At 70.7% G+C, this 13,447-nt stretch carries 18 protein-coding genes and 1 pseudogene; 10 read left to right on the top strand and 9 right to left on the bottom strand.

Features of this window, described 5'->3' with window-relative positions; genetic code table 11:
* Positions 1-27: 27 nt before the first annotated feature.
* From AB0J93_RS00975 to AB0J93_RS00995, 5 genes are all read left to right on the top strand, one after another.
* The gene (locus AB0J93_RS00975; protein ID WP_363917662.1) at positions 28-1,737 is read left to right on the top strand and encodes a SulP family inorganic anion transporter; all 1,710 of its coding nucleotides are present in this window, start codon (positions 28-30) and stop codon (positions 1,735-1,737) included.
* A gap of 240 nt (positions 1,738-1,977) precedes the next feature.
* On the top strand, positions 1,978-2,862 hold the full coding sequence (locus AB0J93_RS00980) for an AbfB domain-containing protein (RefSeq protein ID WP_363916840.1): 885 nt from the start codon (positions 1,978-1,980) through the stop codon (positions 2,860-2,862).
* Positions 2,863-3,014: 152 nt separating this feature from the next.
* The gene (locus AB0J93_RS00985; RefSeq protein ID WP_363916842.1) at positions 3,015-3,662 is read left to right on the top strand and encodes a LysE family translocator; all 648 of its coding nucleotides are present in this window, start codon (positions 3,015-3,017) and stop codon (positions 3,660-3,662) included.
* Between the two features lie 87 nt (positions 3,663-3,749).
* Positions 3,750-4,121, top strand: coding sequence for a YciI family protein (locus tag AB0J93_RS00990; protein ID WP_363916844.1), 372 nt, complete (start codon positions 3,750-3,752; stop codon positions 4,119-4,121).
* Positions 4,109-5,359, top strand: coding sequence for a DUF6596 domain-containing protein (locus AB0J93_RS00995; RefSeq protein WP_363916846.1), 1,251 nt, complete (start codon positions 4,109-4,111; stop codon positions 5,357-5,359). The genes AB0J93_RS00990 and AB0J93_RS00995 overlap by 13 nt, the downstream gene beginning before the upstream one ends.
* A 57-nt stretch (positions 5,360-5,416) precedes the next feature.
* On the opposite strand, the gene AB0J93_RS01000 is transcribed toward AB0J93_RS00995, so the two are convergent.
* The 9 genes and pseudogenes from AB0J93_RS01000 to AB0J93_RS01040 all read right to left on the bottom strand — a co-directional run bounded on the left by AB0J93_RS01000 (position 5,417) and on the right by AB0J93_RS01040 (position 9,681).
* A complete protein-coding gene (locus AB0J93_RS01000) occupies positions 5,417-5,842 on the bottom strand; it encodes a hypothetical protein (RefSeq protein ID WP_363916848.1) in 426 nt (141 codons plus the stop codon).
* Positions 5,829-6,485, bottom strand: a complete 657-nt coding sequence (locus AB0J93_RS01005) for a hypothetical protein (RefSeq protein ID WP_363916849.1) — start codon at positions 6,483-6,485, stop codon at positions 5,829-5,831. The genes AB0J93_RS01000 and AB0J93_RS01005 overlap by 14 nt, the downstream gene beginning before the upstream one ends.
* On the bottom strand, positions 6,482-6,742 hold the full coding sequence (locus tag AB0J93_RS01010; protein ID WP_363916851.1) for a hypothetical protein: 261 nt from the start codon (positions 6,740-6,742) through the stop codon (positions 6,482-6,484). The genes AB0J93_RS01005 and AB0J93_RS01010 overlap by 4 nt, the downstream gene beginning before the upstream one ends.
* A gap of 12 nt (positions 6,743-6,754) precedes the next feature.
* On the bottom strand, positions 6,755-7,018 hold the full coding sequence (locus AB0J93_RS01015; RefSeq protein WP_203998166.1) for a hypothetical protein: 264 nt from the start codon (positions 7,016-7,018) through the stop codon (positions 6,755-6,757).
* A gap of 87 nt (positions 7,019-7,105) precedes the next feature.
* Positions 7,106-7,537, bottom strand: coding sequence for a hypothetical protein (locus AB0J93_RS01020; protein WP_363916853.1), 432 nt, complete (start codon positions 7,535-7,537; stop codon positions 7,106-7,108).
* Positions 7,485-8,180 carry a hypothetical protein gene (locus AB0J93_RS01025; RefSeq protein ID WP_363916855.1) on the bottom strand — a complete coding sequence of 232 codons (696 nt, stop codon included), beginning with the start codon at positions 8,178-8,180 and terminating at the stop codon, positions 7,485-7,487. Before AB0J93_RS01025 ends, AB0J93_RS01020 begins: the two co-directional genes overlap by 53 nt.
* A gap of 8 nt (positions 8,181-8,188) precedes the next feature.
* On the bottom strand, positions 8,189-8,449 hold the full coding sequence (locus AB0J93_RS01030) for a hypothetical protein (RefSeq protein ID WP_363916857.1): 261 nt from the start codon (positions 8,447-8,449) through the stop codon (positions 8,189-8,191).
* Between the two features lie 165 nt (positions 8,450-8,614).
* Positions 8,615-8,809 (bottom strand): DUF397 domain-containing protein, encoded by a 195-nt coding sequence (locus AB0J93_RS01035; protein WP_363916859.1) that lies wholly within the window; start codon positions 8,807-8,809, stop codon positions 8,615-8,617.
* A pseudogene (locus tag AB0J93_RS01040) lies at positions 8,802-9,681 on the bottom strand (helix-turn-helix transcriptional regulator). Before AB0J93_RS01040 ends, AB0J93_RS01035 begins: the two are co-directional and overlap by 8 nt.
* Before the next feature lie 216 nt (positions 9,682-9,897).
* On the opposite strand from AB0J93_RS01040, the gene AB0J93_RS01045 reads away from it, so the two are divergent.
* From AB0J93_RS01045 to AB0J93_RS01065, 5 genes are all read left to right on the top strand, one after another.
* Positions 9,898-10,191 (top strand): DivIVA domain-containing protein, encoded by a 294-nt coding sequence (locus AB0J93_RS01045; RefSeq protein WP_363916861.1) that lies wholly within the window; start codon positions 9,898-9,900, stop codon positions 10,189-10,191.
* A complete protein-coding gene (locus AB0J93_RS01050) occupies positions 10,188-10,439 on the top strand; it encodes a hypothetical protein (protein WP_363916863.1) in 252 nt (83 codons plus the stop codon). Before AB0J93_RS01045 ends, AB0J93_RS01050 begins: the two co-directional genes overlap by 4 nt.
* The gene (locus AB0J93_RS01055; RefSeq protein WP_363916864.1) at positions 10,436-12,457 is read left to right on the top strand and encodes a hypothetical protein; all 2,022 of its coding nucleotides are present in this window, start codon (positions 10,436-10,438) and stop codon (positions 12,455-12,457) included. The genes AB0J93_RS01050 and AB0J93_RS01055 overlap by 4 nt, the downstream gene beginning before the upstream one ends.
* A 118-nt stretch (positions 12,458-12,575) precedes the next feature.
* Complete coding sequence (locus AB0J93_RS01060; protein WP_363916866.1) at positions 12,576-12,980, top strand: AraC family transcriptional regulator; 405 nt, start codon at positions 12,576-12,578, stop codon at positions 12,978-12,980.
* A 35-nt stretch (positions 12,981-13,015) separates the two neighbouring features.
* Positions 13,016-13,447 (top strand): VOC family protein, encoded by a 432-nt coding sequence (locus AB0J93_RS01065; RefSeq protein ID WP_363916868.1) that lies wholly within the window; start codon positions 13,016-13,018, stop codon positions 13,445-13,447.

Raw genomic sequence — 13,447 nt, forward strand, 5'->3', positions numbered from 1 at the left:
GGTCCGGCCCGCCCGGCCGGACCCGCCCTGTCCGCCGCCTGGCGACGGGTCCGCGACCTGCTGCCGGGCCGCGCCGACTGGCAGGCGGTACGCCGCTCACCCCGCCGCGACCTGGTCGCCGGGCTCACCGTCGCCGTGGTCGCGTTGCCGTTGGCACTCGCCTTCGGGGTCACCTCCGGGCTCGGCGCGGAGGCCGGGCTGATCACCGCCGTGGTCGCCGGTGCGGTGGCGGCCGTGTTCGGCGGCTCGAACCTCCAGGTGTCCGGCCCGACCGGCGCGATGACAGTGGTGCTGGTGCCGGTCGTGGCGCAGTTCGGGGCGACCGGGGTGCTGATGGTCGGCGCGTTGGCCGGGCTGATCCTGATCGCCCTGGCCCTGGCCCGCCTCGGCCGCTACGTCCGCTACCTGCCGGTGCCGGTGATCGAGGGCTTCACCGCCGGCATCGCCGTGGTCATCGCCCTGCAACAGGTGCCGGCCGCGCTCGGCGTCACCGACGCGCAGGGCGACCGGGTGTGGGCGGTGGCGGCCGACGCGGTCACCCGTTTCGTCGTACACCCTCGGCCGGCCGCCGTCGCGGTGGCCCTCGGTGTCGCGGCGGTGATGCTGCTCGGTGCCCGGTGGCGTCCGGCGTTGCCCTTCTCGCTGCTGGCGGTGGCCGCCGCCACGCTGTTCGCCGAGTTCGTGCCGGTCGACCTGGTCCGGATCGGCGCGTTGCCGCAGGCGTTGCCCGCACCGTCGCTGGACTTTCTCGACCTGTCGGCGGTGGGCGTGCTGCTGCCCGCCGCGTTCGCGGTGGCGGCGCTGGCCGCGTTGGAGAGTCTGCTCTCGGCCACCGTCGCCGACGGGATGACCGTCGGCCAGCGACACGATCCGGACCGCGAACTCTTCGGCCAGGGCCTGGCCAACCTGGCCTCCCCGCTGTTCGGCGGCATCCCGGCCACCGCGGCCATCGCACGTACCGCCGTCAACGTGCGGGCCGGAGCGGCCTCGAAACTGGCGGCGCTGACCCACGCGGTGGCGCTGGCCGGCATCGTGCTGGCCGCCGCACCGCTGGTGGGCCGCATCCCGCTCGCCGCCCTGGCTGGCGTGCTGCTGGCCACCACCGTACGGATGGTCGAGGCCGCTTCGCTGCGGGCACTGGCCCGTTCCACCCGGGGCGACGCGCTCGTGCTGGTGCTGACCTTCGCGGTCACCGTCATCTGGGACCTGGTCACCGCCGTGGCCGTCGGCGTCGGGGTCGCGGTCGTGGTGGCGCTGCGCGCCATCGCCCGCAGCGCCAAGCTCGAACAGGTGCCGCTCGACTCCGGCGAGCACACCGCCGAGGAGCAGGCCCTGCTCGCCGAGCACATCGTGGCCTACCGACTCGACGGCCCGCTGTTCTTCGCCGCCGCGCACACCTTCCTGCTCCGACTCTCCGACGTTGCCGACGTACGGGTGGTCATCCTGCGGATGTCCCGGGTCTCCACCATCGACGCCACCGGCGCCCACGTGCTCGGCGACGCCATCCGCCGACTCCAGGGGCGCGGCATCACCGTGCTGCTCTCCGGCATCGTGCCCGGTCACGACCAGGTGCTCGACGCGCTCGGCGTGGCCGACCAGCTGCGCCGCGACGGACTGGTCTTCCCCGACACACCGGCCGCCATCGCGTACGCCAGGAATCTCGCGCTGGCCCCCGCCGGTGACCGGTACTGGCATCAATGCGGCGAAGGTGAGAGTGTGTCCGCTGCGGTCCTTTGATCATGTCCGGGTCAGGCGTGTGCGCTGAACAAGCAGGAGAGCACCATGTCCCAGAACGGCAACGCTCGGTCACACCTGCGGATAGGTGGCTGGCTTCCGGGGACGGGCAGGCCACCGTCTCGACCGTCGACCAGCAGCGCGCCGCCCACCGTCCCACACCCGGGTGCGTACGCCGGTCGAACCATCGACGCTTACCCGGTAACCGGGAAACCCGCACCCGAGCACCATGGCCGAGACGCCGTGCCCGCCGCCACCACGGCGGGCGACCAGGGTGCAACCATCGGCCGGGTCGCCCCACGGCGTACCCAGGCGCTGGGCGGCGTCGCCCTCGTCGTGGTCACCGCGGTAGTCGGGGTGATGGCGCTGCGCGACGCGACACCCCAGGAGCCGATCCGCAGCGAGTTCGTTGCCGGGATGCCCCTTCCCGACGGTGCCGCGCACGACCCTGCCAACGACTCGCCGCCCGGCACGGACGGCACCGGCTCCCAAGGCGACGGCCTCGCTTCGCAGAACCCGACCACCGACCCTGTCGTCCGTCCCGGCCTCAACCCCCGCACCGACGGCAGCGACGCGGACGACGCCGGCTCGACCAGCCCCGGCCGCCCACCGGCCAACCCGGCCACCAAGAACCCACCACCGGCCCCGAGCGCCCCCGCAACACCTGCCAAACCGGCTGGACCGGTGCTGGCTCCCGGCACCCGGATCGGTCTGGAAGCTGCCGGCGCACCCGGTCACCGGGTACGGCACGCCAACTTCCAGGCCCGAGTCGACCCGGTGGATGCCGCCAGCAGCGCCGGTACGAGAGCCGACGCCGCGTTCATCGTCCGTTCCGGACTCGCCAGCGACAACTGCGTCTCCTTCGAGTCGGTCAACTTCCCCGGCCACTACCTACGACACTCGGAATTCCGGGTGTTCCTGCACCGCGCCGACGGCAGCGCCCTGTTCCGCGCCGACGCCACGTTCTGCCCGGTCACCGGCATCGGCGGCCGGCACACGTCACTGCGGTCGCACAACTTCCCGGATCGGTACCTGAGCCACGACCGCCACGAGCAGATGCGGATCTTCCCGATCGGTGGAGGTGCCGGACCCTCGACGGCCACCTTCCGGATCCGTCCCGCCCTGTAGCCGTCCCCGCAGCCCGGCCCAATGGCCGGTCCAGTTGGCCGGCTCGCAGCGGTCCGGTCGGAGCGTCCCGGCGATCCGTTCCGGGATCAACTGCCCGCTTGTCGTGTGCTGACTGGATACCTACTGGAGGTGCGAGCCATTCGCGTGGTTGCATGACCGTCATGGTGTCTCCCGATCGGCTGCTCGCCTTCGCGGCCATGTCGTTCCTGCTGATCCTGATCCCTGGGCCCAGCGTGCTGTTCGTGATCGGGCGGGCGCTGGCGCACGGTCGTCGTGTCGCACTGACCACGGTGGTGGGGAACACGCTCGGCGCATCCGTACTCGTCGTGGCCGTGGCCCTGGGGATCGGGTCCGTCGTGGAACGATCGATCGTCGTCTTCACGGTGCTCAAGCTGGCGGGCGCCGCCTACCTGGTCTATCTCGGGATCAAGGCGTGGCAGGAACGTGATTCGTTGCAGGGCGCCGTGACCACCACCGAAACGGTGCGCAGCGGCCGGCGGACCTTCTGGGAAGGGTTCACCGTCGGTGTGTCGAACCCCAAGACCATCGTGTTCTTCGCCGCCGTGCTGCCGCAGTTCGTGGACCGTGGTCAGGGAAATGTCGCGGTGCAGATGCTTGTGCTCGGTCTGGTCTTCAACGCCATCGCCGTCGTATCCGACAGCACCTGGGGGCTGCTCGCGGCCACCGCCCGGCAATGGGTCGCCCGCTCACCCCGACGACTCTCCCTGATCGGCGGGGCCGGTGGGCTCACCCTGATCGGGCTCGGCGTCACCGTGGCCGTCACCGGACGCAAGGATTGAACGGCTTTCCCCTGGCGATTCGGGCTGCCGTCGTTCGTCATCTCGGTACGGGCACCATGGCCCACACTGGGAGCGAAGGAGACGACCATGCGTTATGCGCTGCTGATTCACTACCGCGAGCCGGGCGAGGGTGAGCTGTCCGACGAGGTCGTCGCCGAGGCGAAGGCGGCCTTCGCCGCGTACGGTCGGGCGCTGGTGTCGGCGGGGGTGCTGCTGGCGGCCGACGTGTTGCAGCCGACCGCGGCGACGACGACCGTCACCCGTCGGGACGGTGACGTGCGCGTGCAGGACGGCCCGTTCGCGGAAACCAGGGAGGCGCTGGCCGGGGTGTTCCTCCTCGACGTACCGGACCTCGACGCCGCGATCGGTTGGGCGGAGAAGTGCCCGGCCGCGCAGTGGGGCGTGGTGGAGGTACGCCCCAGCGCGACGGCGATCGTCGACGGGGTATGGACGAGCTGACCGTCGGCGACGAAGGGTGGGCAGCTGCGACTGTCGCGGCCCGCGACAGTTACGGGCGGCTGCTCGCCCTGTTGTCCGCATCGACAAGTGACCTCGCCGCCGCCGAGGACGCCCTGGCCGACGCCTTCGAGCGGGCCCTGCGGACCTGGCCCGACCAGGGCGTGCCGGAGACGCCCGACGGGTGGCTGTTGACGGTTGCGCGTAACCGGCTGCGGGACCTGTGGCGGTCGGCGTACCGGCAGCGCACCGGGCCGCTCGACGTGGAGCGGGACGCCCCCGTACACCTCGACGACCTCGACCTCGACGCCATCCCGGACCGGCGGCTGGAGCTGATGCTGGTGTGCGCACACCCGGCGATCGAGCGGGCCGTGCACACCCCGCTCATGCTCAACACGGTGCTCGGTTTCACGGCCGCCCAGGTCGGCCGGGCCTTCTCGGTGCCAGCGTCGACGATGGCGACCCGCCTGGTGCGGGCGAAGCGGCGCATCAAGGCCACGCGGATCCCGTTCCGCATCCCCGACCGCGGCGATCTGCCGGAACGGATGGCGGCGGTGCTGGAGGCGGTCTACGGGGCATACGTCATCGACTGGGCGACCACCGGTCCGGAAGCGCGGCAGTTCCCCACCGAGGCCCTGCACCTGGCCGAGGTGCTGACGACGCTGGTGCCCGACGACCCGGAGGCGCACGGCCTCGCCGCCCTCGTCCAGCTCTCGTCCGCGCGCCTGCCCGCCCGCCTCGACGGGCACGGGCGGTTCGTGCCGCTGGCCGAGCAGGACCCGTCGCGCTGGGACGATCACCTGATCCAGCGGGCGTACGCACACCTGCGCGCCGGGCACGCGCGCGGGCAGGTCGGCCGCTTCCAGCTTGAGGCCGCCGTCCAGGCCGTGCACTGTGCCCGGCGCGAGACCGGCGCCACCGACTGGCCGGTGCTGCTGGACCTGCACCGTGCCCTCCACGCGGTCGCGCCGTCGCTCGGCGGCGCGGTCGCCTACGCGGTCGCCACCGCCGAGGTCGAGGGCCCGGTGGCCGGGCTGACCCGGCTCGACGAGCTGCTGGGCGACCGGGCCCGACGGTTCCAGCCGGCCCGGGTCGCCCGTGCCCACCTGCTCGAACGGCTCGGCCAGCATGGGGAGGCAGCCGCCGCCTACGCCAGCGCGATCGACCTCACCCACGACCCCGCCGAGCGGGATCACCTCCGGCAGCGCCGGGAGCGGACCCGCTCGCTCCTGCCCGGCTGAGCAGTTCCGCTGGCGGTCCCGGACGGCCTGAGCGGTCAGCTGCGGGGCAGTCGGTGCTCAAGGGCGGGCGGCCAGGTTGACGGCCTCCGCGAGGACGGCGTTCAGCTCGTCGTCCGACAGGTTCTCCTCGGTGAGGATCTTCTGCACGGTGGCCGCCTGAATGCGGCCGATCATCTCCTGGCTCATCGAGTAGTCGAGTGACGGGTCGATTATGGACATGATGAGCTGCTCGGCGGCCTCGGCGCTGATCTCGGGACCACCGGTGGCGAGCCCGGCGCGTAGCTCACCGACGAGGGCGATGACCTCGGCGCGGCTGGCGGTCTCGCCGAAGCGGCGGTCGACGGCGAGGAAGAAGACTGCGGCGAGGTAGCGCGGAAGGCCGTCCCAGCCCTCGGCGTCAAGCTTGGCCTCGACCGCGTCGTTGGCGGCGTAATCGCCGCGAACCATCGTGCGGATGTACTCGGGCAGTTCAGGCTTGATCATTGTTGTCCCGCTTCCTCGCTCGTCGGGCTTTGCCATGGTTCCATATCGCCTTCACGGTCACCGCCAACGCGCCAGCCGCCATCACCGCAGCGGTCACCGGGTTGTCGACATGTGGTCGATCCTGTCCCGGCGTAGGCCCAGGGCTCGTCGTCCCACTCGTGGTTCCGCCTTGGTCGTCGCCATTTTGCTTGAAGAACTTGAACACTTCTCGGGCGCTGGTCTCGGCGTTCTTCAGGCTGTCCTCGGTGTCGTCGGCCTTCTGGACCTGCTTGCGCCAGGCGATGTCGGCGCGCCGTCCGCGTCGCTCAGCCTCGGTCACCACACGTTCGCCGGACGGCAAGGCGTCGTCTCCGGCAGGCTCGGTGGGCGCGGCACCGGGGGCGATTGTGTTGACGTACGTGGTGATGTGGCGGGCAGCCTCAGCCAAGAGGCGGGCGTACCGGCCGGCTTTGTCTCGGGCCACCTCGGCGTCCGTGACGGCGGCGCGTAGCCGCTGGTCGCTGCTTCCCCGCTGAACCTCGGCCAGCCGCGCCAAGGCCACCTCGGCGTCCGTCCGGGCGCGCAGCGCGGTGACAGCTGCGGCATCAAGCTTTGCGCGTACGCCGAGGAGTTGTGCGACCAGTTCGGCGATGCCGCCGCTCATCCGAGTCGGGTGAGGTAGTCGCTCGCGTTGTCGGCGATGCGGTCGAAGCGGCGGCGAGTCGGTTCGACTTCCGCCTTGGCGGCGGCGAGTGCCTGATGGATGGCGGTCACATGCTCGTGTTTGCTGCCGTGCAGGACGGCGTTTGCCGTTGCGGTCGCCGCGCTGGCTTCGGAAACGGCCTGGTCGAACACCCGCCGTCCCTGGCGAGCGGCTTCGACGGCGGCGCGGAGGGTCGCCTTGACCTCGCTGACGCTCATGGTGACGGGTGCTCAGCCGAGAATGCCGACGTAGCGGCGGGCGGCCTCCGAACTGCCCTGCACGAGCGTCATGGCCTCGGCCAGGCGTTGCTTGCTCTGCTCACCGCGGGCGATGGCTTCGGCGATCGCCGGATGACCGGTGCCGGCGGCGACGGCACGTAGCCGGGCCAGCATCTGCTCGGTGTTCTCGGCGGCGGCGCGGATCTGGTTGATCGTGACGTTGCCCTGCTCGGCTGCCTGCATCAGTGCCGCCTTGACCTCTTCGATGCTGGCCATGCCGCCCTCCGTCGTCTGTGAATCAGGATCACATCTGCGTAGTCGGACGGACACTATCGGACACCAAGGCGGCTTGCAGCCCCGTGACTACAGGTGTTCGGCTGCGGTGCGCTCCACGTCGGCGATGAATTCTTCAAGCTGCGCTTCGTCGTGGTCGCGGTCCTGTAGCAACTTGCCGAGGAAGACGATCTGCATCTGGAGGGCGGTCTCGGGGTTGAGGTTCTCGATCAGGTCGACCTCGCCGAGCGCCGCTCGGACGAGTCCTTCCATCTCCAGCGCGGGAAGCGACTGCGCGTCGGGGAACTGCGACCGCGTTTCGGCTACGAAGCGAGCGACGTCGGTGGGAGAGTGGCCAGCGGCGAAGCGCTCGTTGACCCCGATGGCGAAGGCCGCACCGATCATCTGGCTGCCACCGCGCCAACCGGTTGTCTCCAAGCCGTCCAGGATCTGGTCTACCGTGCCCCAGTCACGACGCGCCATCGCGCGGATCAGGTCGCTGAACTCGGTCCGTACGCTCACGATTTCGTAACCTCGCCATTCCTTTGCGGATCGAAACGACGGAGCGGTGGACGGCGATGCCCGCCACCAGCCCGACCACGACCAGATGCCCTGCGGTGTCCGGTGCCTCGTTGGCGAGACGCTGGCCCAGCGTCGGGCTGGCGCTCGGTGTAGTGGTGCCGGTGTGCGTTCCTGCCGGGCCTTGTGGGCCTCGGATGAAGTTGAAGGCTTCCCGCGCTGCGGTCACGGTCTTCTGGGTGTTGTCCTGAAGGTCTTCGACTTTTCGGGTCATCGTACCCAGGAAGGACCCGACGTTCCGTCGGCTGGATTCGCGTTCGACGCTTTCGGCCAGCAGCCGCTCGCCAGAAGGCACGGCGGACTCCGTGGGGTCGGCCTTGGGGGCGGAGCCGGGAACTATGGCGTTCGAGTAGGCGGCAACACTGTCGGCCGCCTTGCTGATCAGATTGGCGAAGCGGCCAGCCTTCGCGCCGGCTGCCTTGCTTTCTTGCACGGCGCTGGTCAAGTTGGCGTGGCTGCTGCCGCGTGCTGCCTCGCTGTAGTGAGCGGCGGCCTGCTGCGCGTCCGACTGTGCCCGCTGAGCGACGACGGCAGCCTTCCGCAGAGTGTCGATGACGTGGCGCAGTTGCGCGACGACCGCGTCCAAGCCCTCACTCATCCGATGGTGCCGAGGTAAGCCTCTGCATGGTCCTGGGCGGCGTTGATCCGACGTAACGTCAGCTCGACCTCGTCGGCGGCAGCGAGCAGCGTCTTTCTGGCCTCTTCTGCCTCGGCGCGTCGGCTGTCGTGAAGAGTGGCGAGTGCCAGGGTCGAGGCGTCGTGCAACTGGGCGCTGGCCATCTCGATGCTCTTCTCGGCATCGTCGAGAGACTGGTTGCCGAGCCGGATCGTAGCTTTGACGTCACCGATCGTCACGTCCCCGACGCTATCCGAAATGGAACTCCGCTCGCAGCCCGGGAACAGGGTCAGGTCGAGGACCGTCGGCTACACAGCAGGGGTGCTCGACCGTCAATCTTGGACAGAACTCGTTCGCGAGAAACGGGAACTGTCCAAGATCTCGGCGCACTGCGGGCGGAGCGATCAGTGGCCGTTGCGGGTGGTGGTGAGGAAGGTGGTCCAGGCGGTGGGGGTGAAGGTGAGGGCGGGGCCGTGCGGGTCTTTGCTGTCGCGTACGGCGACGACGCCGGGCAGATTGTCGGCGACCTCGACGCAGTCGCCGCCGTTGCTGCCGCTACGGGTGCTCTTGCGCCAGCGAGCGCCGGTCAGATCAGCCATGGTGGACCTCTCCGATGATCTTGTTGATGAGGTGCCTCGATTGTCCTCCATCGAAGGCGAGCTGATCCAGGCTCCTCCACACCTTCTCGTAGGCAGCGAACTCTTCCGGCCGATCGAGATAGAGCGCGCCAGTCCACGACTCGCTGTAGATCACAGAGGGTTCTGGCGTAGCCCGGTTACCAAGCGGAAACTCCAGCATCACGAAGGTGCCAGCCTCGACACCCCTGTGCAGACCTGCTGACAACGGCAGAACCCGAATGTGCACGTTTTCCCGCTCGCCGACGGCGAGCAGGTGCCGTAGCTGCTCGGCCATCGTCGGCCGGTCGCCGACGATCCGTAGCAGCGCGCCCTCCGAGATGACGACGTCCATCTCGGGTGCTGGCGGCAGGCGACGTCAGCAGTGATTGTCGCTGGAGCCGCACCTGAACCAGGCGCTCACGCTCGTCATCCGTCACCTCTGCGCGATGTTGGTAGACGGCCAGCGCATAGCTGCGGGTCTGTAACAGCCCTGGGATCAGGGCTTCGTCATACCGACGAATTCGGCATGCGGCGGATTCGAGGCCGACGTACAGCTCGAACCAGTCGGGGATGGCGTCGCCGTAGGCGTGCCACCAGCCTTTCGCCTTTGTTTCACCGGCCAGGGCGGTAAGCGCCCGGATCAATTCGCTGCGTGCGCCGTACAGCTCGCACATGGCCCGGACGTCGACGCCGCGCACCGAGCCGAGGCCGCTCTCGATGCGCCACACCTTCTGCCGGCTGCACTCCAGGGCCTCGGCGGCGGCGTCGAGGGTCACCCCGGCCTCGGTGCGCAGGTCACGCATTGCCCGGCCCAGTTGGCGGCGGGGCACCGTCGACCCCATGTCATCGGCCACCCGGCTCTCCCTCCGGTCGAATTTTGCAACATCCCGGCGGCCGTTCTGCAACGTGAAAACGTTGCCCACGAATAGCGGAACAGTTTGACGGGACATTCATTGCCATGGTGTCTCCGACCCTACAAGATGGAGCCGACAAACGCGATGAGCGTGGAATTCCCGTCGCCCGTGAATTGTCGAGACAATCTGTCACAGAGCAAAGGTGGGGGTGCTGTCGTGCGTGCGTTTCTTCGGCATTGTCGGGGCGAGCCTGCCCAGCCGGCGGCGTACCGGGCGGGCAACTACGTGCCGTTGCGGCCCTGGCAGGTCCGTGAACGCCGGTTCACCCGGCGGGGCCGGCGCGGCGTGGACGCCGTCGAGGTCGCCGAGTTCCTCGACCGGGTCGCCGACGACCTGGCCGCGGTCTACGCGGCCCTGGGCAGCAGCCAGCACGAGACCCAGCGGATCAAGGACGCGTTGAAGAGCTGGCAGTCGAAGCTGGCCCGCGAGGCGCAGGCGGTCCGCCGGTGACCCGCCGCTGGGTGGCGCACCTACCGTTCACCGCCGCCGACCTGCCCGCCGCCCGGCAGTTCGCCGGCACCCTGGCCCGCTCGCTGAGCTTCCTGTCCGAGGTGGACGCCGGTGAGACCACCGTCTCCGCCGAGGACGAGCAGGGCGTACGCCATCGGGTCTTCTGCGACCTGGCGTTGCCGCACGGCCGGCGGTGCGGACGCCGGGCCGGCCACGACGGGGCCTGCGCCTGGCGGGCCCCACGGTGACCGCGGCGACCAGCATCGTCTGCCCCGACTGCGACGGCACGACGTTCACGTTGCTGCCGTGCCGGTGCACCAGCTTCGGTGACCGGTTCCTCGCCGACGAGGAAGCGACGCTCGTCCAGCGTGAGGCGTACCGCGACTGTGAGCAGTGCCGGGGGACGGGCAGTGTCGCGTACCCCTGTCATCGCTGCCGACGGCGCGGGCGGCGGCGGGCGCAGCTGGTGCTCAGCGTGGCCAACCTGGACACCGGCGCGGTCGCCTCCCACAGCATGGTGCCCGGCGGCCTGGACCCGCAGCCGGAGCCGTCCGGCGGCTGGGTGGTCCGGCTGGCCGACCGGGTACGCGAGCTGGCCGCCGTCGTCGGCGCGGCCGTCACCGGCGACGAGCCGCCGCTGGGGCTGCCGCCGCAGTGGCGGCCCGACCTGCCGGCCGTGCGGCGACACGAGCTGGAGGCCCAGGCGATCGTGGGCCTGGACCACCTGCCCTGGCGGCTGATCGTCGGCCGGTCGGAGGCGGCGTCGCCGGTCGAGCCGGCCGCCCGGCTGGGGCGGCTCTGCGCGCTGGCCGACCTGCTCCTGCTCGACCTGGTGATCGAGGCCCGCCGGCAGGGCGCGCGGGTCGACTGGGACGTTCGCTACGAGGTGCCCGGCTCGCCGGTGCCGAAGATCTGGCTCGGGCACCGTGACCTGCCGGCCGCGCTGGCCGGCACCGACGTCGCCGACGCGCTCACCGGTCTCATCGAGCGTGGCCGCAGCGCCCCCGCCCGAATGCTGCGCCTCGACGGACCGCGCCCACCCGCCGTGCCGGCCGTCGACGTGGACCAGCTCGAACGCCGCATCCTCGCCGACTGCGTCGACCCGAAGACCGGCGACGAGCTGCCCGGCGCACAGGCGCTCTGGCGCGACGGTCGCTTGTGGCACACCAGCCTGCGGGGCGGCGAACCGGTCGAACACCTGGTGGAGCAGCCCACCGGCCAGGTCGTCCGCCGGGTGCGGGTTCCGCTGCGGCGAGGCTGCCCGCCACCCGACCCGCCGTGGCTCGGCGAGCCGATCGGGTGGCGGCGCTGCCCCGACTGCGTTCCCGGCAGCCGGCTGCGCAGCTGCGACTGCCGCCTCGGTGACCGACCCGCCGACGCCGACTGCGCACACTGCGGCGGCGTCGGGATGCGGCCGTCCGCGCTTACCTGCCCCACCTGTTTTGGCACCCACCGGCTGCCCGAGACGGTGCTGGTCACCCTGACCGACCTGCGGCACCGGGTGGTGCACCTGGCCTGGCAATCCGGCGTGCCGGAGGAGGCCACGCTGGTCGCCACGCAGCCCGGCGGCAAGCCGGTGGTCCAGCTCCCCGACCGCTACCGGCTCGGATCGTGGGCACCCATCCTCGGCGTACGACCGGAGGACCTCGCCGAGGCCGACGGCGGCCACGAGATCGACTACGACCTGCGCGGCGGTTACGTCACCCTGCCATGGGCCAGGGCCGATCCGATTGTTGAACACGTACGGGCCGCCGGGCGGGGCCAGCCGGGGGCGCGGCTGATCGTGACGGCGGTACGCCCCGACGCCCCGCCGCTGACCGAGCTGATCCGGCTCGCGCTCGGCCTCGACCTGGCGCTTGAGGTAAGCGTCTGCGACCTGCGGCACCACGCCGGTGACCCGCTGCGCCTGGCCGGGCTGCGCTGGTCGGTCCGCCCGCGCAGCCGCGACGCCGCGGTCCGCCCCGACGAGTGGCCGCACCGGCCGACCCTCGAAGCGGCGCTCGCCTGGTGCGTCGAGTGCCTGGACGACAGCGTCGCCGACGCTGTTCCGGCCGACCCGGTGGTGCCGATCCGGGTGCCCGCCGCCGCGCCGGACGAACTGCTCGCCGACCCGGTGCCGGCGCTGCTGCGGCTGGCCGCCCGGCACGCCGGGCAGACCCTGACCGTGCGCTTCACCCGCGCCGGCTGTGCCGTCCACCTCCACGACGACGGCGGCGTACGCCTGCTCGCCGAAGCCACCGACCTGCACGACCTCCGATTGAGGTGACCTACCGAAACCGGTCCGCTTCGTCGAGGTGGTCGGCTGACCGGCGCGCACCGTCGACGGTCGGCAGGCCTGCTGGTCCGGCGACGACCGGTGTGGCACCGTGGGCGGGGAGGTGGCGGTGAGCAGGGCGGTCGAGGAGACGAACCGGGCGATGTTGCGGGCCCGGGACGCGATGGACCGGGCGTACGCGCGACCGCTCGACATCCCGACCCTGGCGAAGATCGCGCACGTCTCCGAGGCGCATTTCATCCGCACCTTCCGGGCCACCTTCGGCGAGACCCCGCACCGCTACCTGCAACGGCGTCGGGTGGAGCGGGCCATGTACCTGCTCCTGCACACCGAGCAGGACGTGACCGAGGTCTGCTACGCGGTCGGTTTCGGCAGCCTCGGCACGTTCAGTCGTACCTTCCGGCAGATCGTCGGTGAGTCGCCCACCGACTACCGCAAGCGGCGGACGGCGCCCGCCGCGCCGGTGCCGAGTTGCTTCACGAAGGCGTGGACCAGACCGAGCAGTTTTGGATAAGCAGCAGGTCAGGGCGTTGCACTAGCGTTTCGGGCATGACGATGAACGCGATCAGCCGCTCCCAGATCTACGTCCTCGACCAGGACGAGGCGCTCGACTTCTACATCGGCAAGCTCGGTCTGGAGCTGAACACGGATCAGGATCTCGGCTTCATGCGCTGGCTCACGGTGAACATCCCCGGCGATCGGCAGCGGGAGATCCTGCTGGAGAAGCCCGGCCCGCCGAACCTCGACCCGGCCACCGCCGAGCAGGTCCGCGAACTGCTCACCAAGGGCGCCGCGGGCGGCTTCCTCTTCATGACCACCGACGACGCCCACAAGACGTACGAGGAGTTGGTCGCCAAGGGTGTCGACATCACCGACGAGCCGATGGAACGGCCGTACGGCATCGACTTCGGCATCCGCGACCCGTTCGGCAACCGGATCCGTATCGGGCAGATGTTCGACCGGAAGGCCGACCACTGCTGA

The sequence above is a fragment of the Micromonospora sp. NPDC049374 genome (assembly GCF_040677165.1).
In the GTDB taxonomy this organism is placed as follows: Bacteria; Actinomycetota; Actinomycetes; order Mycobacteriales; family Micromonosporaceae; genus Micromonospora.